This is a genomic window from Streptomyces spororaveus (genome assembly GCF_016755875.1).
Lineage (GTDB): Bacteria > Actinomycetota > Actinomycetes > Streptomycetales > Streptomycetaceae > Streptomyces > Streptomyces spororaveus.
In genome coordinates this window covers 750,095-770,908 of sequence record NZ_BNED01000005.1, presented here as the reverse complement: position 1 = coordinate 770,908, position 20,814 = coordinate 750,095, and the positions used below count along the sequence as shown (strand labels likewise).

Sequence of the window (20,814 nt, the reverse complement as noted above, 5' to 3'; positions counted from 1 at the left end):
CGGCGGGTGCCCGGCAACCTTTCGGGCTGCGGCGGCAACTGAGGGGTGAACAGTGCACCCCACCCCAAGGAGCCGCCGCCCATGTCCGCTTCCCCCCACCGCCGCCCCACCGGACGTAGAAGGCTCGCCCTGGCCGGCGCCGCCACCCTGGTCGCCGCCGGTCTCGGCGCCGTTCCGCTGGTCGTGAAGGCCGATGCCGTGGCGCCCGCCGACCTCGCCCACGGCGTGCTGCCCGCCCGGGACGGCTGGGCCGCGAGCGGCTCGGGCACCACCGGCGGCGCGGCCGCGGACGCGGCTCACGTCTTCACCGTCTCCACCCGCGCCGAGCTGGTCAGAGCCCTGAGCGCGGGGCCGGCCGGGGCCCCGCGCATCATCCGGGTCAAAGGCCTGATCCACGCCGACGCCGACGACAGCGGGAAGCCGCAGAGCTGCGCCGACCACGCCGCGGGCACCGGCTATTCGCTCGATTCCTACCTCAAGGCCTACGATCCCGCCGTCTGGGGCCGTGCCAAGGTGCCGTCCGGCGCCCAGGAGGACGCCCGCAGGGCGGCCCAGGCCAGGCAGGCCGCCCGCATGGTCTTCACGGTGCCGGCACGGACCACCGTCATCGGGGTGCCCGGCACCGGAGCGGGCCTCACCGGCGGCAGCCTCGTGGTGAAGAACGCCGACAACGTGATCATCCGCAACCTGTCGCTCACCGACGTCCGGGACTGCTTCCCCCAGTGGGACCCGACCGACGGCTCCACCGGCAACTGGAACTCCGCCTACGACGCCGTCAGCCTGCGCGGCGCCACCCATGTCTGGGTCGACCACAACAGCTTCTCCGACGCCCCGCACCCGGACTCCGCCAACCCGGTCCGCTTCGGCCGTGAGTACCAGGTCCACGACGGCGCCCTCGACATCACCAACGCCTCCGACCTGGTCACCGTCGGATACAACTCGTTCAGCAACCACGACAAGACCATGCTGATCGGCAGCAGCGACAAGGACACCAAGCTGCGGGTGACGCTCCACCACAACGTCTTCCGGGGCATCGTCCAGCGTGCCCCTCTCGCCCGCGTGGGCCAGATCCACCTGTATGACAACTCCTACGACACCACGCCGTCGGAGGGATACGCGCACAGCTACAGCATCAACTCCCGGGCCGGCGCACAGGTCGTCGCGCAGAACAACCACTGGAAGCTCTCCTCCGACCGGAAGACCTCCCAACTGCTCACCGGCGACGGCACCGGAGCCATCGCGGGCAGCGGCAACCTCGTCGGCGGCGCCCCCGTCGACCTGGTCGCCGCCCACAACTCCGCCGGCCCCGGGAAGAAGATCAAGACCACCGTCGACTGGCGGCCCACCCTCACCGCCGGACTCGAACCCGCCGCCGGACTGCCGGCCAAGCTGGCGGCGAAGGCCGGCGCCGGCATCCTCACCGAGACCGGCGGCAAGGCCGCTCCCACCCCGTCCGGTCCGGCCGGCGGCCGTACGCTGACGGTCGCCGCCGACGGCTCCGCGGCCCACCGCTCCGTGCAGGCCGCCGTCGACGCCGCCACCGCGGGCGACACCGTCCTCGTCTCGCGCGGCACCTACCGGGAGACGGTGAACGTCCCCGCCTCCAAGCACGGACTGACCCTCAAAGGCGCCACCGGCAACGCCGAGGACGTCGTCATCACCTACGACAACGCCTCCGGCACACCGAAGCCCGGAGGCGGTACGTACGGAACCGCGGGCAGTGCCACCGCGACCTTCTCGGCGAACGACATCACCGTCACCGGAGTGACGGTCGAGAACACGTGGGAGCGGTCGGCTCACCCGGACGTCAGGGATACGCAGGCCGTGGCGGTCAACGCGTCCGGCGACCGCCAGAAGTACGTCGACTCGCGTTTCATCGGACACCAGGACACCGTCCTCAACTGGGCTCCCTCCGCCACCGGCCAGTACCGGCAGTACTTCCGGCACTGCTTCATCGCGGGGGACGTCGACTTCGTCTTCGGCAACGCCACCGCCGTCTACGACCAGGTCAACATCACCCTGCGCGACCGGGGTGCCGCGGCCGGCGGCCACAACGGATACCTCGCCGCACCGAACACCGATGCCGCCAAGCCGTACGGGATCCTCATCACGGACAGCACGATCAGCAGCCCCGCCCGGCCCGGGACCTACTACCTCGGCCGGCCCTGGCACCCGGGCCCGAGCGCGGTCGGTCAGCTGGTCATCCGCAACACGAGCCTGCCCGCGGCCGTGAAGACAGAGGGGCCGTGGACGGACATGGGGGGCTTCTCCTGGAAGTCCGCCCGGTTCGCCGAGTACGCCAACACCGGCCCCGGCGCCGGAACCGGAGCGAACCGTCCCCAGCTCGCCCCGGACCGGGCCGCAGCCCACACCGCCCGCGCCTACCTGGCCGGCACCGACGACTGGAACCCGACGCACTGATGGGCGTCACCGTGCGGACCAGGCCCGGGCGAACCGAAGTGTCCGAACGAATGCTCGAACGGACTGCTACGCTCCGGCACCTGCCTGAGAACGCACCCGCCGCACCGAGAGGCCGTACCGAGGCCATGACCGAAGACGAGGCGGCCGCAGAGTTCCACGCATTCTTCGAACGCCACCACGCCGAACTGTCCCGCCTGGCGTACCTGCTGACCGGGGAGGCGGACGCCGCAGACGATCTCGCCGCGGACGCGATGGTCGCGCTCTGGCACCGCTGGGACAGGGCCCGCCGCGCCGGCTCCGCGGCCGCCTACGCCCGTGGAATCGTCGCCAACCTCGCCCGCAGCCGGATCCGGAGCACGGTGCGCGAGCGGCGGCGCGTCCTGCTGTTCTGGTCGCACCGCCCGGAGCGGACCGACGGCCCGGACATGGCCGCCGTCATGGACGTGCGAGCCGCCCTGGACACGCTGCCGTTCCGCAAACGCGCCTGCGTGGTGCTCAGGTACGCCTTCGACCTCTCGGAGAAGGACACCGCGGCGGCACTCGGGATATCGGTGGGTACGGTGAAGAGCCAGACCTCGAAGGCTACGGCGGAACTGCAGCGGCTGCTCGGTACCCGTGCCGCCGGCGAGCTGGTGGGAAGGGGAAGCCGGTGACCGACGAACTGCGCGGCCTGCTGCGCGAGAGCGCCGAAGCCCACCAGCCCGACCGGGCCCGCATGCTGGCCCGGGTCGAGCGCGGCACGGCCCGTCCCGGCACCGCCCGCCGATCGCGGGACCGCGAGCGGACGCGCGCCCTGTCCTGGCCGAGGATCGTCCTCGCGACCCTGGCCACCGCCGGAACCCTGACGGCGAGCGCCCTCATGGTGGTCGACGTCGACGCCGTGCACGATCCGGACCCGCCGCGGAGCCCGTCCGCCGTCGGCCGCGCGGTGCCACCGACGGCCGCGGGCAGCCGGACCGAGGACGGTCCCCTGGGGGCCGACGGCTCCGTCGACCCCCACAGCAACGCCTACTGGGCACAGAGCAACGTCACCCTCAAGGCGGGGGAGCCGCTCACCGCGCTCGTCGTCGAGCTGCGCATCGCCCTCACCGAGGGGGTGAAGGACACCGGGAACTGGCGGACCCGCCCCGCCGCGGACTTCGACCTCTCCGCCCGGCAGGAAGGCGGCTTCCTCGTCTACCGGTGGACCCTCAAACCCGGCAGAACCGTCCCGCCCGGCGAGCACGTCTTCGCCGGCCAGTACGACCACGCCACCGGCGGACGCGATGCGAAGGACGACACGTACCGGATCGACGCCACTGCCGGTGCCGCGGAGCGCGGCGCCTCCGTGTGGGGCGGGTTCGCGTAGGCCGCGTCCCACGCCCCGCGGTCAGCGTGGGCCGACATGCCGCGCATGGCGCAATGAGCCGCTCCGGCGGTTTCCCAGGCCACCTTGTGCGGAGGCGGTGAGCGGCGCGGGCGGGCAGGAACGAGGCGGCGAGGCGGGTCGTGAACGAGGAGAGCGTGGACCGGGCCGAGGGCCTCGGCGAGCGGCCGCTCGGCCTGCTGTTGCACCGGGCGCGGCTGATGCCACCGCAGCTGATCGGCCCACTGATCGCGGAGGAGATGGCCGGGATCGGAGGCCGTGACGTCTCCATCCTGCTCCAGGACTACGCGCAGGAGCTGCTGGTGCCGCTTCCCGGCAGGAAGCTGCACGTCGGCCGGCCCCAGCCGGTGATCGACTCCCCGGCCGGGCGGGCCTTCATGCGCGGGGAGGCCGTCGAGGTGCCGCTGGCCCACGGCGGCGTCCGGATGTACGTGCCACTGCCCGACGGCAGCGACACGGTGGGCGTCATGGCCCTCACCCTGGACCGCGTCGGCGACGACGACCGGCGCCTGCTGCGCCGGCTCGCCGGCCTGGCCGCCGACCTGCTGGTCACCAAGAACGCCTACACCGACCAGTTCTTCCTGGCCCGGCGCCGGGAGCCGATGAGCGTGTCCGCGGAGATCCAGTGGAGCCTGCTGCCGCCGCTGACGATGACCGTGCCGCAGGTCGCGGTGGCCGGCATGCTGGAGCCCGCCTACCGGGTCGCGGGAGACAGCTTCGACTACGCCCTCAACGGCAACATCCTGCACATGGCCGTGATCGACGCGATGGGCCACGGCCTGGACGCCGCCGCGATGGCGACCATCGCCATCGGTGCCTACCGGCATGCCCGGCGCGTGTCCGTCAGCCTGGCCGAGAAGTACACGTACATGGACGACGCCATCTCCCGGCAGTTCGGTCCCGACCACTTCGTCACCGCCCAGCTGATGCACCTGAACATCGCCACCGGTCAGCTGGAGCTGGTCAACGCGGGCCACCCCGCGCCGCTGCTGATCCGCGACGGCAAGGTCCTGCGGCAGCTGGAGAGCGCGACGACACTGCCCGTCGGCTTCGGCGGCGAAGAGCCCCGGATCGGAGAGCACACGCTCCGGCAAGGCGACCGCGTGCTGTGCTACACCGACGGCATCATCGAAGAGCACGTCAGCGGCGGGGAGTTGTTCGGCGAGGAACGCCTCATCCGTTGCGTCGACCGCCTCGGGGAATTGCCGTCAGAGGGGATGCGGGCAGATCTGCGCCGGCTCTCCCACACGTTGAAGAGCGAACGAGGCGGGCACACCAGCGACGACGCCACCCTCTTCATGATCGAATGGCGCGGGGGCGCCGCCGACCATCTCGCGGTTGCCGACTGAACGCCTCGAAGCTGAGCAGGTCGGCGGTCCCCTCCAACGCCTCCGCCAGAAAATACCTGGTCACAACGGTCTTTGCCCACCGAATGGGCGTACAGTGAAAGGACCGGGAGTACTTCGAACACCGGCTTCACGCGGGTGTCATTTCCGGCGATCGCCTAAAAACCGGGCTGCCGACGGGCAGTCCGGGGGCAGGTCCGCACCATGACCACCACCCTCGACCGGACCGCGCCCCGCGACCTCGCCGCAGAGTCCCCGGCTCGCTTGTCCCTCACCCCGAAGACCACGCTCGCCGGCCAGCTGGACGGGGCCTGGTGGCCCTACTCCCGCGACCTCGAAACCGAGCTCCCGCCGCTGGCCGCCGCCCTGGAGGAACCCTGGGGGCGCGTCACCCGCGTCACCGTGAATCCCGCCCGCTGGCCTGTCGTCCCGCACACGGTTGCCGTGGACGGGCGGACGTTGCACGTGGGCTGGTTCACCGAACAGGACCCCGACAAGCTGATCCTGCTCTCCTACACCGTCGGCCGCTGGGACCTCCTGGTGATCCCGCCAGAGACCGAGCCCGCTGCCGCGGCCCGGCTGATGGCCGCCGCCGCGATCCCGGGCAGCGTCCTGGCCGCAGGCGTCCTGATGGCCAACGAAATCGCCATCGGGCGCGGCATCCGCGACGCCCGCCGCCGGGAAGCCACCTGGGAGGGCGAAGGCGGGGCCTGCATGTCCCCGTTCGGGGTCGCGATGGGACGAAGCGCCCTACCGCTGTCCGCGAACGGCTGGAGGTGAGTTCGGTGGAGACCGTCGTCCTCATCGCGGTGATCGTCCTCATGACCGGCGTCGCAATGCGCTGGATCCACCTGCTGAACGCCCGGGACGAGGCGCGGATCGAGGCCTACCGGTTCAGTGACCCCCTGCCGAGGCCTCCAGGCCTGCCGGACGACACCGGTCGTCGAGCCCACCACACGGGTGCCGGCCGGTGAGGAACAGGCCTTCCTCCGACCGGGGGCAGCGGTCGGGGCGCCTCGGCGCCCCGACCCGCCGGGCTCCTCACCCGCCCTCGACGGCTACACCCGCCCCCGCGTAGGACCCCGGCCGGTACCGGCGCGCACTCCGACGAAAGGACGCGGTCATGGCCACACTGCGCGAACGCAAGACCTACCGCGACCAAGTCCTCCGGGTCCTGTACGAAGCCGTCGAAGGCAACCGCCTCCTCGGCCTCACCGGAGCACAGCTGCGGCGCGACCTCCACGTACCGGAACAGGACCTGGCCGCCGCCTGCACCTACCTGGCGGGCGAAGGACTGATCACCGTCGACTGGGAACCCGGCAACACACCCGCGATGGTCACCCTCACCCACGAGGGCATCCGGCACATGGAAGCCGATGAGGAAGAGCACGGCTGAATCCCCTCACACCCGTGAGCGCCTGGGCCGCGGCGAGCTGGGTTCGCCGGGCCTGCCCTGCGGAGGTACCGATGCGGATCCCGCCGCTCGGCCGGGTGCCGGCCGCCACACCCCTGCGCGCCGTGCTGCGCGTCGCCACAGGCGAGGCAGGATGGCGTAGAAGCGGTCGGGAAGGAACACGGCGTCCGCGACGATCATCGCGCCGGAGAAGAGAGGAAGTCCCAGGAGCACCGCGATGCCGATGTGCATGCCCAGCAGCACGGTCAGAACGGGGTACTTGAGCCTGCCGAAGAGTACGAACGGGAAGGCGACCTGCACGAGCACCGTCACGTAGCTGGCGATCGCGATCACCATCGGGTACTCGTCCACGAGGTGGGACAGTGCGGGCCAGGGCTGGAAGAGTTCGAGGCTCAGCGCGTAGTGGAGGGCGGTGCCGCCGCCCCAGGTCGGGCCCTGGATCTTGTACAGGCCGGCCGATCCGTAGAGGAAGCAGACCTGTGCCGCGATGACGAGGATGCCGCAGTTGTGCACCACCGTCGTCAAGGTGGTTCTGGCATCCTGGAGTTGCTGTGCGGAGAAGCTCCTCGCCGACTCCGGCGCGTCGCCCGCACGGGCTGCCTTGAGCCGGTTCCTGCGTGCGTCCAGGGACCAGCGCCGACCGCACGCGGTGAGGACGAGGTAGAGGGCCATCAGCAGGATCAGGTTGTCGCCCCCGTCCGTCATGAAGATCGATCTGGCGTGGAACGAGGTCACCACGACGGCGAAGAGGACGGACATGGCGCGGGTGCGCCAGCCCAGCATGAACAGCGCGGACGTGACGAGGGCCGTCACGTAGCAAAGTTCGAAATAGGCGCGGCTGTCGGACAGGATCAGGACGCTGTTCCAGCCCGTCTGGTCGAAGAGCTGCTGTGCCAGCGCCGGCGTCCAGGGGGAGCCGGGGCCCCAGATCTGGTCACGGTGCGGGAACTCACGCAGCAGGAATACCAGGTAGAGCAGCCCGTAGCCGATGCGCAGAACCGACGCGGCGTACAGGGAGATCGGCCGGTCGGTGAGAAGCGCCCACAGATCGCCGATTCGGTCGAGGAGCCACCGGTGGGCCGTGCCGGCGACCGAAGTCTCCTGGGTCGCGGGCCGGTGAGGCGCGGCCGCCGTGAAAGGGGGCTGGGGGATCTGTTCACTTCCCATGGGAGTCCACCTTCCACCAGGGCAGGAGCCGGTCCTCGGTGGGAGCCGGCGGGCGGTTCCCGGCCGCTGTGCCGGGCGCAGCGACGGGCAGTGTGACGACCCGGAGCTGAATGAAGTCGAAAGCGCCGCCGTCGTTGTGGGCGACGATGCGGTCCGCGGCGATGTTGCGCAGGTACGTCTGCAGCATCACGGCGCGTTCCGAGCGTGCCGTGTCGCTTCCTCCGTGCGTCTCGACATAAGAGGTCCAGGCGCGGCGCAGAAGGTTCTGTGACGTATGGCTCGGAAATACGTTGTGTTCGACTGCGGAATGGTCGACGGCAGCCAGGTCGAACCAGGGGGTCACCTGCACCGATCCCTTGGAGTCGGTGTGCGCGGTTCTCGCCAGGATCTTTCGGTTGAAGGAGTCGGGGTCCGGGGCGAAGAGCCGCCAGTTCTGTTCGAAGAGTGGGTACACCCATCCGTTGACCTGTGAGCTGTACCGCTTCGACACAGGGTTGGCGGGGGCCACATGAAGGAACACCAGGACGACGTGTACCAGAGTCGTCACCAGGCAGAGGGCTACGGCAGTGCGCAGCCCTGCCTTCACTGCGCGAACTCTTATGGGCCGCTTGCCCGGCATGGCCGCTTCGTCATGGCGCTGTTGGGGGACCGGACCGGAATCGGACCGATGAAGTTCCTTCACGCCCGCAGATTCAATTCCGCTCGACACCGCCCACCCGGTCCTTCTCATGTCTGCTGTTCGCCTGAGGTCTCTGCGATTCACTGACGGCGCGCGGCGGAATCGATGAGGATTCCGCCGCGCGCCGTCACCCGATGAACGGGCTTCGTGCAGGCTGTTGCCTAGCCCTCGTGGCCTTGGTGACCCTCGTGGCCCGCGGGCTTGTTGCCGTAGCCGTAGTGGTCGCCGGGCTTCCCGCCGTGGTCGTGGTCGTGGCCGTGGTCCGGCTTACCGGGTCCCTCGTCGTGCCCGTTGCCCGGCCCGCCGTGCTCCGGCCCGTGATGCTCCAGGCCGCCGTGGTCCGGTCCGTGATGCTCCAGGCCGCCGTGGTCCGGTCCGCCCGGTCCGCCGGGATGACCACCGTGCCCGCCGGTGACGTTGCCTCCGGTTGTGTTGCCACCGGTCGTGTTCCCCGCCGTGTTGCCCGCGGTGTTTCCGGAGGTGTTGCCGGCGATGTTCCCCGAGGTGCCGCCCGACACGAGGTCGACGATGGGTCCGCCCAGGAGGCCGCCACCGATCAGACCCACGGTCGTACCGGTCGTCGATCCGGCGGTCGGCGTTCCGGCGGTCGTGCCCGTGGTCGTGCCGGTCGTCGTGCCGGTGGTGGTCGTGCCGGTCGTCGTTCCGGTCGTCGTACCGGTGGTCGTGCCCGTGGTCGTCCCGCCCGTGGCGCACCCGCCGAGGAAGATCCGGTTGTTGTCCATCGTCACTTCGCCGTTACGGGCCAGGGCCCGGCCCTCGATGTTCGTTCCGGTTCGCAGGAAGATCGAGGTCAGCGCCATGATGGTGCCCACGAAGGTGGTGTTGGTGTTGAGCTCCGCCGAACTCCCGATCTGCCAGAACACGTTGCACGGCGAAGCGCCGTTCGTGAGGAGGATCCGGCTGGACGTCGCCGTCGTCAGGGCTGCAGGGATCTGGAATACCCAGACCGCGTTGGGGTTCCCCCCGGCATTCAGGACCAGGTCGCCGGTGAGTCCGACACTGCCGGCGGGGTCTCTCGTGTAGACGCCCGGAATCAGCTCTGTGGGGCCGGATGTTCCCGAGCCGATGGCCGCCGGAAGGTCGAAGTCCTCGGCCTGGCCCGCCGCGTTGTTGTACGCGATGATCAGATCGCTCTTGGCCTGGAGGGCCTGGGCATCCGCAGGGTGCACGGCGCCGAGGACCAGGCCGGGCGGGAATCCGGTGATGGCCGGGTTCGGGTGCGTCCCGAGGTCGTGGTCGATCACCGTGGGGCCGGTGTTGGTGACTCCCTGACCTGCCAGAACGGAGTAGCTGGCGGTGGTGCCCAGAGGTACGGCTGTCGCGATGGCCAGGGCCTGCGTCGGCAATCCCGCGACCATGACAGCGGCAACTGTTACGGCGACGGCCGAGGCCAGCCAGCCGGAAAAAGTGCGGCGCTGAGCCGCTTGGATTTTCAGCTTCATCGAGGGGGCCACTTCCTAGGGGGGCCGTGGCATACCGGGCTCCTGTCGATCGCCCGGGAAGCCTTGTCGTTGTCGCCGCATATTACGCAGCAACATTCGCATGGCAAAAATAGGCAGGGAGAAGGAGGGGGAATTACAAGCATATTCAGCACCGCGCAGCGCGATGAAGATATTAAAACTCACCCCGCCTATCATGCGACATTCTCTCCGCCGGATGGGTTCGGATTGACTCGTACGAGGCGGAGCCGCTCATATGGGAATGTATTCAAACCCGCCATGCGGGAGAAGTGCCGCCAGGAGGGTGATTTCATGAGTTTGTGGGAGGGTGGGCGCGCCGATCGTTCTTCCGTCAGTCCATATGGCTCTGATCGGGAGCGATTGCACTCCTCCTGTTGTGCGGGTTCGAACACTGACCTCGTCGAATTGATGAGCGATGTCAGTTCCGCCGGATCGGGCGTGAGTTCATCCGCAGGTGACCTCCGGCCGCTTTTCATCTCCGGCAATACCAGGCGGCCCGGCTCACGCACCGCCCCACGCAGCATTCAGGCCCTCGCCCCGTACGTCGAGCGGGGCGAAGGCCCCCAGCCACGCTGCCCGGCAGGCCGGTACCCGAAGCCCCGGCGGGGCTCAGCGGAGCGTGCGGTGGCGCCGGCCGGAACGCCGGATGTGCAGGACCAGGTACACCAGGGCGCCGATGAATACGGCGATGCCGATGATCAGCAGATAGAACAGCCCTTCGGCGACGGCGCCGATGAGGCCCAGCACGATCGCCACGATGACGAGAATCAGGAAGAGCGTCATGACGTAGGACACCTCCTCGAAGGGCCGGTCAGCGGCGGGCGAGCTGCCGCTCGCCGTTCACGCCGGGCTGATAGGGCAGGTCGTAGTGTGCGAAGACCGCCGCCTCGTCCTCGGCGGGCAGGACGTCGTCCGTCCCGATCGCCGGGCACTTCTTCACCAGCGACCTGTCGTAACCGACCTTGACGTAGCCGGGCCCCACGACCGCGCCGACCAGCGGGACGAAGACCAGGTGGCGGCGGGTGGGCAGCCCGACCAGGACGGTGGCCATGGCCGGCTCGTCCGTGCTGGTGTCCACGTAGACCGCCTCCAGCGCTCCGATCCTGTGGCCTGCGGCATCGACAACGTCGTGGGTACGCCATTCCCGGATGTCCGCGATCCCGATCATCCCGAGCGCCCCCTTCCCGCAACGTTGCGCCGACAGGCGTTGTACTTTTCAGCCTGCCCCGCAAAGCCCGCCCGCACCAGCCCGGACACCCCCCAACGTCATACGGCAAGGACGAGCTACGTCCCCATGCGCGGGATGCAGCAGATAAGCGGTCTTTTCCGGCGTACAGGTGGAGGGCCGTGGCATTCGGGTGAACTCTGCTCGGGCTGTGCACGCGGTCGCGCTCGCGCCGCGTGACACTCGACAGCGGGGCCCGTTGATCATCATTCCGCGGCGCATGCGTGCACCCGGGCCCGGCCGTGGCGATTTCTGTGGCTGGCAGACAGTCCCGAGCCGGAGGTAGACCGCCCGTGGCGGTGAACGGAAACCCGACCGTCAGACGACGCCGGCTGGGCGCGGAGCTGCGCCGGCTCCGTCTGGACCGCGGTCTGACCAGTACGCAGGTGGCTGAGCACCTGTTGATCTCCCAGCCCAAGGTCAGCCACTTGGAGACCGGCCGCCGCGGGATCAGCCCGCGCGATGTGCGGGACCTGTGCGGCCTCTACGGGGTCACGGACCAGCAGGTCATCGACTCGTTGTTGGAAATGGCCAGAGAGGCGAACCGGCAGGGCTGGTGGGTCGCCTGCGGGGAAGTCCCTTACGCCGTCTACATCGGCTTGGAGACGGCAGCCGCTTCTGTCCGCTCCTACGAACCCCTGGTGATCCCCGGCCTGCTGCAGACGCCCGCCTACGCGGCAGCGGTCACCGCGGAAACGATCCCTCTGGCCACGGAGGAACAGATCGCGGTGCGCCTTGAGGTACGGCTGCGCCGTCAGTCCCGCGCCCACCACCCGGCCCGGCCTTTCCGCTTGGGGGTCGTGCTGGACGAATCAGCCCTGCGCCGCCTCGTCGGCAGCCCCGAGATCATGCGCGAACAGCTCGAGTACCTGAACCGCCTCGGCGAGCAGCCGCACATCACCGTGCAGGTCCTCCCGCACAGCGCGGGATCCCATCCGGGAGTCTCCGGACAGTTCTCCATCCTCGACTTCCCGGACACCGCCACGGGGACGGTGTACCTGGAGCGGTTCACCAGCGACCTCTACCTGGAGAAACGATCCGACGTGCGGCACTACAGCGCCATGTTCGAATGCCTTCAGACCCAGGCCCTGGACCCGGAGCACACCCGCCGCTTCATCACCCGCGCCGCGCAGGAGCTGCCGGCCGCCGCAGCGCCGACCGCCCGGCCGTGATCGCCGCACCCCCTTCACCGCTTCACGCACCCCGATCGAACGTGAGGAGGCCTTGCTCCGTACGGCTCAATCGACGGCTCGGGAAGGCGCCTCGAGGGCAGGAGATCACCATGGACAGCAATCGCGAGATGGACCCGGAGCACCAGGTGCCCGAAGGCGTCGACGAGAAGACACTGCGCGCCCTGGGCGCGCTCTCGAAGGCTCTGGAGACCACGGAGCGGGCCCGCGGACACCTCTACGGTTTCCACCAGCTGACCGGGACCGCGGACTTCGAGCTCGGCGACGCCGTCCGGCTCCTGCGCGAGGCGGGCCACGAGGAGCAGGCCGCACGGGTCGAGCGCGACATCGTGGGCCGCAACGTCATCCCGGGCCACTGGACGTTCCAGATCATCGAGGCCTACGACTCCACCTACCACCGGCCCTTCACCGCAGTGGAAGGCGACATCGTCGACGAGCTGGCCGGCGGGCGTGAGCACCTCCTTGAGGCCCGCCTGAAGACGATCCGCCGCACCCACGGCCATCCGGACCACACGGCCACGCCGCCCGCCTCCTGAAACGAGGGCCGAGCCCGGAGGGAGGGGAGCCCGCCGGCGACGGCGGCCGGCCCGCCGAGGGACCAGAGCCGGCCCTTCGCCGGGCGGCCGCGCAGCCGCGACGTCACAGGGATACGGCGTAGCAGGCCACCGCGGCCGCGTTCGTGGCCGCGTGGGCCAGGCCGACCCGGGCCTGTTCGGGGGCAGGTCCGCCCAGTCCACCCAGCCGGCCACCGCTGCCGGGGCGATCCCGGCCAGTCCGACGGACCCGCTCCAGTCACCAGGGGCACCCGAACGGCCAGTCTCCCGCCGGGGCGGTCGCGCGGGCGTGTCCATGCCCTCGGATCGCGGCCGTCCGGACGGCTGGAGGGGTCATGCGCTGGGGACGGCCAAGGGATCGGACGGGGCGGTCTTCTTCGCCGCTTCCATCTGTTCGCCGAGTTCGGTGAGGCGGTTGCGGCCCATCGCCTTGCGGACCTCGGGGAACCACTCCTTCTCCTCCTCCTCGACGTGGTGGCGGACGTTCTCCATGAGGACCGTCATCTTCGCGTCGAACCGCTCGTCGCTCGCGTCGAGACCCTTGAGCTCGGAGAGCATCCACAGCACGACGTGGTGCTCCTCGATGCTTTCCAGGACGTGGTCCTTGGTGTCGGGGTCGGCCTCGCGGGCAGCGGGGTAGAAGATCTTCTCCTCGATCCAGGTGTGCGTGGTGAGTTCTTCGATGACTTGGTCGGCGATCTTCCGCTTCGTGGCGTACGCGTTGTCGCCGGCCTTCTCGAACTGCTTGAACAGCTTCTCGACCGTCTTGTGGTCTTCCTTGAGCAGCACGATCCCGTCCACCAGGTCTCCTTCGATAGTCCGTCGGGGGCGCGGCCGATCGCCCTGACCCCGTGTACCCGGTGGGGTGGAGGGGACACTGCTGGCCGGGCGCGATGCCTCGTACGGGCGACCTTCCCTACGCCGAACGCTGACGCTTCCCCGGCCTGCCGGGGGAAACCCGGCCCCGGGGCGGGGCCGGGGCCGGCCCGGATCAGAGGGCGGCGGGGAACCGGTCCCAGGCCCGGTGCTCGCCCAATGCCGCCGCGAGGGCGTCCACGACCGTGCTGCCGCTGTCGGCGACGGCGATGCCCGGTTCGGCTGCCGTGATGCCGCACAGTTCGAGGAGGTGCTCGGCGCCGCTCCAGCCGCCGATGGCCTTGCCGTGCCGGTACGCCTCGGTCACGAGCAGTAGTACGCGCGGGTCGGGGGCTTCGGGGGGCCGGGCCGTGCCGGCCTTGGCGTCGCGGGCGCCGTACGCGTCCGCGCCGGCCTGGGGCACTCCGGCCAGCAGGAGGGCGTCGAATTCGACGGAGCGGGCGGTGGCGAAGGTGCGCTGAACGGTGATCGGTTCGCTGTCGTCGCCGAGAGTGGCGCCGGTCGGGGCGATGACGAGGGGCACCATGCCCGCGTCCAGGACGGCCTGCCGGGAGTCGCGTACTCCGTTCAGGTCGGCCGTGGCGTCGGCGACGATGCCGATCACACGTCCGTCCGTCGGCCAGGTTCCGCCCAGTTGGGAGAGCGCGGGGCTGGGGTCGGCCGCGACGAGTGGAACGGTGGCAGCGGGGGCCGGCAGCCCGAGGCCCGTGGCGACCTGTGCGCACAGCTGCGGATCGATGTTAGCGAGCACCTTCAGGGTGCGTTCCTTGACGGCCTGCTCGTGGCACTTGCCCAGTTCGAAGGTGTAGGCGGCGATGATGTGTTCGCGCTCGGGCGGGGTCATGCTGAGCCAGAAGAGGCGCGGCTGGGTGAAGTGGTCCGAGAACGAGGCGGGCGACTCGCGGACCTTGCTCGCCTCCGGCACCTTCACGGGTGTTTCGACGAAGGCGGCGGTATCGGCTCCTGCCAGGAAGGGGCAGCCCCCGTCGAGGCTGTTGGGCCGGTAGGGGGCGACGCCCGTGTGGACGGCGCTCTGGTGCATGCCGTCGCGGAGCATGTCGTTGACGGGGGCGTGGGGCCGGTTGACGGGGATCTGGCCGAAGTTGGGGCCGCCGAGGCGGCTGATCTGGGTGTCGAGGTAGGAGAAGAGCCGTCCGGCGAGCAGCGGGTCGTCAGTGACGTCGATGCCGGGGACCAGGTGTCCGGGGTGGAAGGCGACCTGCTCGGTCTCGGCGAAGTAGTTCTTGGTGTTGGCGTTGAGGGTCATCAGCCCGATGGGCTGCACGGGCGAGCGCTCCTCCGGGACGATCTTGGTGGGGTCGAGGAGGTCGATGCCCTCGAAGGTCTGGTCCGGTGTGTCGGGAAAGACCTGGATGCCCAGTTCCCACTGGGGGAAGGCGCCGGATTCGATGGCGTCGAAGAGGTCCCGGCGGTGGAAGTCGGGGTCCATCCCGCTGATCATCTGCGCCTCCTCCCAGACCAGGGAATGCACGCCGAGCTTCGGCTTCCAGTGGAACTTCACCAGCACGCTCTCGTCGGCCGCGTTGACCAGACGGAAGGTGTGGACGCCGAAGCCCTCCATCATCCGCAGCGACCTCGGGATCCCGCGGTCGGACATGTTCCAGATGGTGTGGTGGGTGGCTTCGGTGTGCAGGGACACGAAGTCCCAGAACGTGTCGTGCGCGCTCTGCGCCTGCGGGATCTCCCGGTCCGGATGCGGCTTGGCGGCATGGATGACGTCGGGGAACTTGACCGCGTCCTGGATGAAGAACACCGGGATGTTGTTGCCGACCAGGTCGAAGGTGCCCTCGTCGGTGTAGAACTTCGTCGCGAAGCCGCGGGTGTCGCGCACGGTGTCGGCGGAGCCGCGCGAGCCGAGGACTGTGGAGAAGCGCACGAACACCGGTGTTTCCACGTCCTTGGCGAGGAACGCGGCCTTTGACACCTCCCCGGCCGTTCCGTAGCCCTGGAACACGCCGTGAGCGGCGGCACCACGCGCGTGGACGACCCGCTCCGGTATCCGCTCGTGGTCGAAGTGCGTGATCTTCTCGCGCAGATGGTGGTCCTGCAGCAGCACCGGGCCGCGGGGTCCGGCCTTCAAGGAGTGATCGGTGTCGGGCAGCCGCGTCCCTTGGGCCGTCGTCAGGTACGCGCCGCTCTGCGCCACGCGCGCCTGGTCCACCCCTGTCGCCTGTCCGGTGGGCCCCACCGTCTCGGGGCCGTCCTGGTCGGGCTTCGGCGGAAGGGGTTCCGTCGGCTCCGTCGGCTCGATCAGCTGCGGAGACTCGGGGCCGGGCCTGCCCGGCAGCTCGCTCCTGGCGGTGCTGTTCGATGACTGCTGCTTGCTCATGATCCTTCTCCTTGGGACCGTAGACGTGGTGGACGGGCGAGAGCCGTGACATCTCCGGTCCGGGCTGCGCGGTGTGCGGGGGCGGACCCGCAGGTCAGCTCGCCGGGTAGGGGGCGGCGTTCGTCGTCGCTCTCGGAGATCTCCGCGTTCAGCCGCTCCAGGACCCGCTGGGCGATGCCGGACGGGTGGCCGAGCCGGATGGGCGTGGAGAGGATCAGGATGTCGCAGCCCGGGATGGCGTCCCGGGTATCCGGCCAGGCGTCCCCGTCGCCCTTGTCCTCTTCACGCCGGGCTCCACGTCGTGGGCGGAAATCCGGACGGTCTTCCCGGTGACACCGTGCTCGGCGAGGGCGGCCATCGTGTGTTCGGCCAGCAGCTGGGAGCTGGAAGGCGCGGGGGAGGGGGACAGGGTGCAGACGAGTGCGCCAGCGCGGAGCGGCGTGTGCTTGTCGGGGTCCATGGTGTCCGGCTACCCGCACCTCCCTTATTGATGTCGCAAGCGATGTGATCCGTCCCCATTGGCTCCGTCGCGCCGGTGTGGAAGTCGCGGAAGCGCGTCCCCGCGTCCGGGACAGGTGGGTGACACCGGGGAGCCGCCTGGCCCTGGTGATCTGGATGGCCGCCCTGAGGGCTGCCCGAGGACGCCGAACCCTGTGTCCGGCCCCGTGGAACCCGCGCCTGGAGCGATCAGGACCACCGCCGTATGGAGAGGTGATCGCACCGGACCGCGCCGCCCTCGCGGAAGCATCGGCCCGTGGCGTGGCTGCGCGTTCATTTACCGGGTAGGCGCGCCATGACGACGGCGTGCGCATCGTGAGAGGGATCGCCGAGCCAGGCGCACCCGTCCCGGAGCAGACCATCGACAGCGTCAAGGCCGATCTGGCCGAGATCAAGGAGAAAGCGTTCCGATGACGAACGAACCCCGAACCGATATCGCCACACCCACCCCCGACGAGCTGCGCGAGCAGGTCGAGCGCACCCGCGACGAACTCGGTCAGACCATCGAGGCGCTGGTGGGCAAGGCAGACATCAAGGCACAGGCGAGAGAGAAGACGGCCGACATGATGCGACATGCCGCCGCAACGGCCGGCGTGGCGGCCGACCAGATCCGTACGAAGACCCGGCATGCGGCCCGGCTGGTGAAGGACACGACGTCCGGGCCGGTTCTGGACAGGGCGGGCCGGGCCGCGAGCATGGCACGCGCCCACCGCAGGCTGCTGCTCGTGGCCGGCGGCGCCGCTCTGGTCGTCCTTCTGCTGGTGCGGCGCAGCCGCCGAAGCCGATGAAAGCCTCCGAGGTCGCGTACAAGCCGGTGGGTCTGGCCCTGGGTGCTGTCAGCGGCATGATCGCGGGGGCGGCGTTCAAGCAGCTCTGGAAGGCCGTCGAGGGAGAAGGCGATGCTCCCAGCGCAACGGACGAAGACCGCTCGTGGAAGCAGATCCTGATCGCCGCCGCGCTCCAGGGCGCGATTTTCGCCGTGGTCAAGGCCGCTGTCGACCGCTCGGGTGCCGTGGCCACACGTCGCGTGACGGGCACCTGGCCGGGCTGACCCGCGCCGACGCCGACCTGAGCACGTCCACACCACCGGGCAGGGCCGTGCGGTGCCTCGGTGACGGGGGGAGGTGCAGCTTCCGATGAGGGGCGGGCCCGCTCCGACGACCGCCGCCCGTTACCTGCCGCGAATTCCGGGAGGGAATCCGGGAGGGAGATGTCCCGTAAGCCCGCCGATTGTGGGTAGGCGCGAGCCATGATTCCTACCGAAATTCTCGCGGCCGAAGGCCAAGGAGCACTTTTCCTCATGTTCGCCGGCGTGGTGGTGGTCGTCCTTCTGGTCGGCGCGTTCTGGTACGGCAGCCGACGCAGCGCGCGGCGCCGGGCCCCTGTACGGCCGGCCGAGCAGAATCCCGTGGCGCGGGGGCGTGGTGATTCGTGGAAGACGCCGGACGGAAACGCAGGCGACCAGGCGCCGCGCGTGTGAGCCGGCCCGGTGCGCTCAGGGACGCGAATAGCGGAAAAGGCCGATACTCGTCTGATCCTCTGAAGGTCGACGAAAATTTGGATGGGCCGCTCAGTTCCGGGCAGCCGCAGCATGTCGGTCAATCTCCGCGGTCCGCTCCGCGGGCCGCATTCGAATCCGGGAGGTACGCGGTGCCCGCCACGGCTATGTCCTTGCCCCCGCTCCCGGTCCCCCTGATGGCGCTGCCGGGCGTCTACCGGCCGCAGGCGGACACCCTTCTCCTCGCGGAGGCGCTTGCCGTGGAAGAGCTCGGGCCGTGGACGGACGCGCTGGAGATCGGCACGGGCACCGGTGCGCTGGCACTGCACGCCGCGGGCAGGGGAGCCCGGGTCACGGCGGTCGACGTCTCCTGGCCCGCCGTGGTCACGGCGCGGCTGAACTCCCTGCGCCGACGGCTGCCCCTGCGCGTCCTGCACGGCGACTTCGCGGCACGCACCGCGGGGTGTCGCTTCGACCTGGTGGTCACGAATCCGCCCTACGTCCCGGCCCCGGGGGTCCGGCTGCCGTCGCGCGGGCCGGAGCGGGCCTGGGACGCCGGCCCCGACGGGCGCGGGGTCATCGACCGGATCTGCGGCGGTGCCCCCGCCCTGCTGCGTCCCGGGGGCGTCCTGCTCATGGTGCACTCGGCGATGTGCGGGGCCGGGGAGACCCTCGACCGGCTGACCGGGGTGGGGCTGGCTGCGGAGGTCACGGCGAGTGCCTCGGTGCCGTGGGGCCCCGTACTGCGTTCGCGACGGGCCTGGCTGGAGCGGCGGGGTCTGGCGGCAGCGGCCGAGGAGCGGGAAGAGCTGGTGATCATCCGTGCCCGGTCCCTCTGACAGCTCCCCGGCCCCCGGCCGGACGCCGGCCCGCCGGGTGTCGGTGGACCCGCAGGGCCCGGTCCTGGTGGAGGGTCCGGTCGAGATCGTCCTGGACGACGGGACGGTCGCCCGCTCGGACCGTTTCATGGTCGCGGTGTGCACCTGTCGCCGCAGCCGTACGTACCCCTGGTGCGACACCAGCCACCGCCGTCGCGAGCGAGCCGACCCGCCGCCGCCCGAGGACAGGACCCCGCGATGACCCCTCCCGGCCCGAGCGCCACGACGACCGCTGCCGGCCCCTGCCCGGTCGAAGGACGGGGCGAGCTGTCCTGCGCCGTGACGCAGGCCCTGCGATCCGGCGGCCCGCCGGTGTACGCCACGGGGTCCGTGCTCACGGCGGACCCCTGGGGCGAGGACCTTCAGCTCGCCCTCTACCTGCTGTACGAGCTGCACTACCGCGGCTTCGACGGCGTGGACGACGAGCGCGAATGGGACCCTGAGCTGCTGCGGCTGCGCCAGTCGATGGAGACCCGCGTGCTGCACGCCCTGCGCACCGAGCTGCCCGACGCGCCCCGAACGGTCGAGGAAGCCTTCGCCCCGCTCCTCGTCGAGCCCGTGGACCTCTCCGGCAGTCTCAGCCACCACCTGGAAACCGAGGGCGAGCTCTGGCAGTTGCGCGAATACGCGGCCCTGCGCTCCCTCTACCACCTCAAGGAGGCGGACCCGCACGCCTGGGTCATCCCGCGGCTCACCGGACGGGCCAAGGCCGCCATGGTCGCCATCGAGTACGACGAGTTCGGCGCCGGCCGCGCCGACCGCATCCACGCACGGCTCTTCGCGGACCTCATGGCCGACCTGGAGCTGGATCCCGCCTACGGCCGTTACCTGGACCGCGCGCCGGCGCCGCTGCTCGCGACGGTGAACCTGATGTCCCTCTTCGGGCTCCACCGCGCCCTGCGCGGCGCGCTCGTCGGCCACTTCGCGTGCGTCGAGGTCACCTCGTCGCCCGGGTCCAGGCGCCTGGCCAAGGCCCTGCGGCGCTGCGGAGCGGGACCTGCGGCCGAACACTTCTACGCGGAGCACGTCGAAGCCGACGCCGTCCACGAACAGGTCGTGCGCCACGAGGTGATCGGAGGTCTGCTGGCCGACGAGCCGGACCTGGAGGCGGACATCGCGTTCGGGTGCGCGGCGACCGTCCTGCTGGAGGACCGCCTCGCGACGCACATCCGCGAGGCCTGGGATCAGGGGCGCAGCGCTCTGCGTTCGCCCGTGCCGGGGCCGTGAGGGCGGGCTCTCGGCCATGGGGAGCGGCGCGCCGGCCCCTTCGGGCAAGGCGCGCCGCTCCCTGCGGCTGATGGTGCATCGGCAAGGTTCTGCGGAACGACGAGGGCTGCCGTCAGCGGTGCGCGGCCCGGTGGCCGAACCAGTGGCCTCGGCCGCGAGGTGCGTCGGTCACCGGCGCACCGGTCTCGGTGCGGGGCACGTCGGCCGTCGGAGCACCGGCCCCGGCGCGGGCGTCGTCGCGCTGCTTGATCAGATCGTCGCGCTCGCGGTCGACGGCGGCGGCCTCCCGGCGTGATGTGCCGAGTTCGCGTCGGGCCTGCGCCGAGCGACGGGCCGAACGCCGGGCGCCCATCATGACCAGAGTCAGACCCAAGAGGGCGATGGCTCCGACGATGATTCCGCTCAGAAAGAGGGATCCGGTCGAACCGGTGACGTGGTAGCCGAAAATCGAGAAGTCGCCGCCGACGCCGAGGTCGTGTCCCGCGCCGGTATTGCCGAATACTCCGGCCAGGCCGACGATGATGGCGGCGATCAGAATGATGAGCCCGAGGATGAGAATCATGGGATTGCTCCTTGGATGCGCGCCCGAACAAGCCGCCGGACACGGCTGGCGTCTACCCCGGTTGTGAACCGTCACGCCGAAA

23 protein-coding genes and 2 pseudogenes are annotated in these 20,814 nt (G+C 70.3%); 16 read left to right on the top strand and 9 right to left on the bottom strand.

The window, feature by feature from the left end:
- Window positions 1–81: 81 nt before the first annotated feature.
- From Sspor_RS41720 to Sspor_RS06170, 8 genes and pseudogenes are all read left to right on the top strand, one after another.
- Window positions 82–1,422, top strand: a pseudogene (locus tag Sspor_RS41720) (pectate lyase family protein); the annotation flags it as partial.
- A complete protein-coding gene (locus tag Sspor_RS41715) occupies window positions 1,414–2,421 on the top strand; it encodes a pectinesterase family protein (protein WP_202203505.1) in 1,008 nt (335 codons plus the stop codon). The pseudogene Sspor_RS41720 and the gene Sspor_RS41715, both read left to right, overlap by 9 nt.
- Window positions 2,422–2,546: 125 nt before the next feature.
- Window positions 2,547–3,074 (top strand): SigE family RNA polymerase sigma factor, encoded by a 528-nt coding sequence (locus Sspor_RS06195; RefSeq protein WP_202198159.1) that lies wholly within the window; start codon window positions 2,547–2,549, stop codon window positions 3,072–3,074.
- Window positions 3,071–3,769, top strand: coding sequence for a hypothetical protein (locus tag Sspor_RS06190; RefSeq protein ID WP_202198158.1), 699 nt, complete (start codon window positions 3,071–3,073; stop codon window positions 3,767–3,769). The genes Sspor_RS06195 and Sspor_RS06190 overlap by 4 nt, the downstream gene beginning before the upstream one ends.
- Before the next feature lie 140 nt (window positions 3,770–3,909).
- Window positions 3,910–5,136 (top strand): PP2C family protein-serine/threonine phosphatase, encoded by a 1,227-nt coding sequence (locus Sspor_RS06185; RefSeq protein ID WP_202198157.1) that lies wholly within the window; start codon window positions 3,910–3,912, stop codon window positions 5,134–5,136.
- 201 nt (window positions 5,137–5,337) lie between these two features.
- Complete coding sequence (locus Sspor_RS06180; RefSeq protein WP_202198156.1) at window positions 5,338–5,913, top strand: DUF5994 family protein; 576 nt, start codon at window positions 5,338–5,340, stop codon at window positions 5,911–5,913.
- 5 nt (window positions 5,914–5,918) lie between these two features.
- Entirely contained in the window at window positions 5,919–6,107 is a 189-nt protein-coding gene (locus Sspor_RS06175; RefSeq protein ID WP_202198155.1) for a hypothetical protein, read from the top strand.
- A 149-nt stretch (window positions 6,108–6,256) separates the two neighbouring features.
- The gene (locus Sspor_RS06170) at window positions 6,257–6,529 is read left to right on the top strand and encodes a hypothetical protein (protein ID WP_202198154.1); all 273 of its coding nucleotides are present in this window, start codon (window positions 6,257–6,259) and stop codon (window positions 6,527–6,529) included.
- A gap of 6 nt (window positions 6,530–6,535) precedes the next feature.
- Here the strand turns inward: Sspor_RS06170 and Sspor_RS06165 are convergent, their stop codons facing one another.
- The 5 genes from Sspor_RS06165 to Sspor_RS06145 form a co-directional block, all read right to left on the bottom strand.
- On the bottom strand, window positions 6,536–7,714 hold the full coding sequence (locus tag Sspor_RS06165; RefSeq protein WP_202198153.1) for an HTTM domain-containing protein: 1,179 nt from the start codon (window positions 7,712–7,714) through the stop codon (window positions 6,536–6,538).
- A complete protein-coding gene (locus Sspor_RS06160) occupies window positions 7,704–8,444 on the bottom strand; it encodes a DUF5819 family protein (protein WP_202198152.1) in 741 nt (246 codons plus the stop codon). Before Sspor_RS06160 ends, Sspor_RS06165 begins: the two co-directional genes overlap by 11 nt.
- Before the next feature lie 110 nt (window positions 8,445–8,554).
- On the bottom strand, window positions 8,555–9,856 hold the full coding sequence (locus tag Sspor_RS06155) for an ice-binding family protein (RefSeq protein WP_202198151.1): 1,302 nt from the start codon (window positions 9,854–9,856) through the stop codon (window positions 8,555–8,557).
- Window positions 9,857–10,483: 627 nt separating this feature from the next.
- Window positions 10,484–10,657, bottom strand: coding sequence for a hypothetical protein (locus tag Sspor_RS06150; protein WP_202198150.1), 174 nt, complete (start codon window positions 10,655–10,657; stop codon window positions 10,484–10,486).
- Between the two features lie 28 nt (window positions 10,658–10,685).
- Window positions 10,686–11,042: a PRC-barrel domain-containing protein gene (locus Sspor_RS06145; protein WP_202198149.1), complete on the bottom strand. Its 357-nt coding sequence runs from the start codon at window positions 11,040–11,042 to the stop codon at window positions 10,686–10,688.
- Window positions 11,043–11,392: 350 nt separating this feature from the next.
- On the opposite strand from Sspor_RS06145, the gene Sspor_RS06140 reads away from it, so the two are divergent.
- A complete protein-coding gene (locus tag Sspor_RS06140) occupies window positions 11,393–12,271 on the top strand; it encodes a helix-turn-helix domain-containing protein (RefSeq protein ID WP_202198148.1) in 879 nt (292 codons plus the stop codon).
- A gap of 110 nt (window positions 12,272–12,381) precedes the next feature.
- A complete protein-coding gene (locus Sspor_RS06135) occupies window positions 12,382–12,825 on the top strand; it encodes a hypothetical protein (protein ID WP_202198147.1) in 444 nt (147 codons plus the stop codon).
- Window positions 12,826–13,176: 351 nt separating this feature from the next.
- On the opposite strand, the gene Sspor_RS06130 is transcribed toward Sspor_RS06135, so the two are convergent.
- The 3 genes and pseudogenes from Sspor_RS06130 to Sspor_RS40270 form a co-directional block, all read right to left on the bottom strand.
- A complete protein-coding gene (locus tag Sspor_RS06130; protein ID WP_202198146.1) occupies window positions 13,177–13,644 on the bottom strand; it encodes a hemerythrin domain-containing protein in 468 nt (155 codons plus the stop codon).
- A gap of 190 nt (window positions 13,645–13,834) precedes the next feature.
- Entirely contained in the window at window positions 13,835–16,069 is a 2,235-nt protein-coding gene (locus tag Sspor_RS06125; protein WP_202198145.1) for a catalase, read from the bottom strand.
- A gap of 107 nt (window positions 16,070–16,176) precedes the next feature.
- Window positions 16,177–16,529, bottom strand: a pseudogene (locus Sspor_RS40270) (flavodoxin family protein); the annotation flags it as partial.
- A 448-nt stretch (window positions 16,530–16,977) separates the two neighbouring features.
- On the opposite strand from Sspor_RS40270, the gene Sspor_RS06115 reads away from it, so the two are divergent.
- The 6 genes from Sspor_RS06115 (at window position 16,978) to Sspor_RS06090 (ending at window position 20,170) form a co-directional block, all read left to right on the top strand.
- Window positions 16,978–17,355 (top strand): DUF3618 domain-containing protein, encoded by a 378-nt coding sequence (locus tag Sspor_RS06115; protein ID WP_202198144.1) that lies wholly within the window; start codon window positions 16,978–16,980, stop codon window positions 17,353–17,355.
- Window positions 17,352–17,618: a DUF4235 domain-containing protein gene (locus Sspor_RS06110; RefSeq protein ID WP_202198143.1), complete on the top strand. Its 267-nt coding sequence runs from the start codon at window positions 17,352–17,354 to the stop codon at window positions 17,616–17,618. The genes Sspor_RS06115 and Sspor_RS06110 overlap by 4 nt, the downstream gene beginning before the upstream one ends.
- 198 nt (window positions 17,619–17,816) lie before the next feature.
- Window positions 17,817–18,047, top strand: a complete 231-nt coding sequence (locus Sspor_RS06105; RefSeq protein WP_202198142.1) for a DUF6479 family protein — start codon at window positions 17,817–17,819, stop codon at window positions 18,045–18,047.
- Between the two features lie 185 nt (window positions 18,048–18,232).
- Window positions 18,233–18,904 carry a HemK2/MTQ2 family protein methyltransferase gene (locus Sspor_RS06100; protein WP_202203504.1) on the top strand — a complete coding sequence of 224 codons (672 nt, stop codon included), beginning with the start codon at window positions 18,233–18,235 and terminating at the stop codon, window positions 18,902–18,904.
- Window positions 18,888–19,145 carry a CDGSH iron-sulfur domain-containing protein gene (locus Sspor_RS06095; RefSeq protein ID WP_237403690.1) on the top strand — a complete coding sequence of 86 codons (258 nt, stop codon included), beginning with the start codon at window positions 18,888–18,890 and terminating at the stop codon, window positions 19,143–19,145. The genes Sspor_RS06100 and Sspor_RS06095 overlap by 17 nt, the downstream gene beginning before the upstream one ends.
- Window positions 19,142–20,170, top strand: coding sequence for an iron-containing redox enzyme family protein (locus Sspor_RS06090; protein WP_202198141.1), 1,029 nt, complete (start codon window positions 19,142–19,144; stop codon window positions 20,168–20,170). Before Sspor_RS06095 ends, Sspor_RS06090 begins: the two co-directional genes overlap by 4 nt.
- 112 nt (window positions 20,171–20,282) lie before the next feature.
- On the opposite strand, the gene Sspor_RS06085 is transcribed toward Sspor_RS06090, so the two are convergent.
- Window positions 20,283–20,732: a hypothetical protein gene (locus tag Sspor_RS06085; protein WP_237403689.1), complete on the bottom strand. Its 450-nt coding sequence runs from the start codon at window positions 20,730–20,732 to the stop codon at window positions 20,283–20,285.
- Window positions 20,733–20,814: the final 82 nt, after the last annotated feature.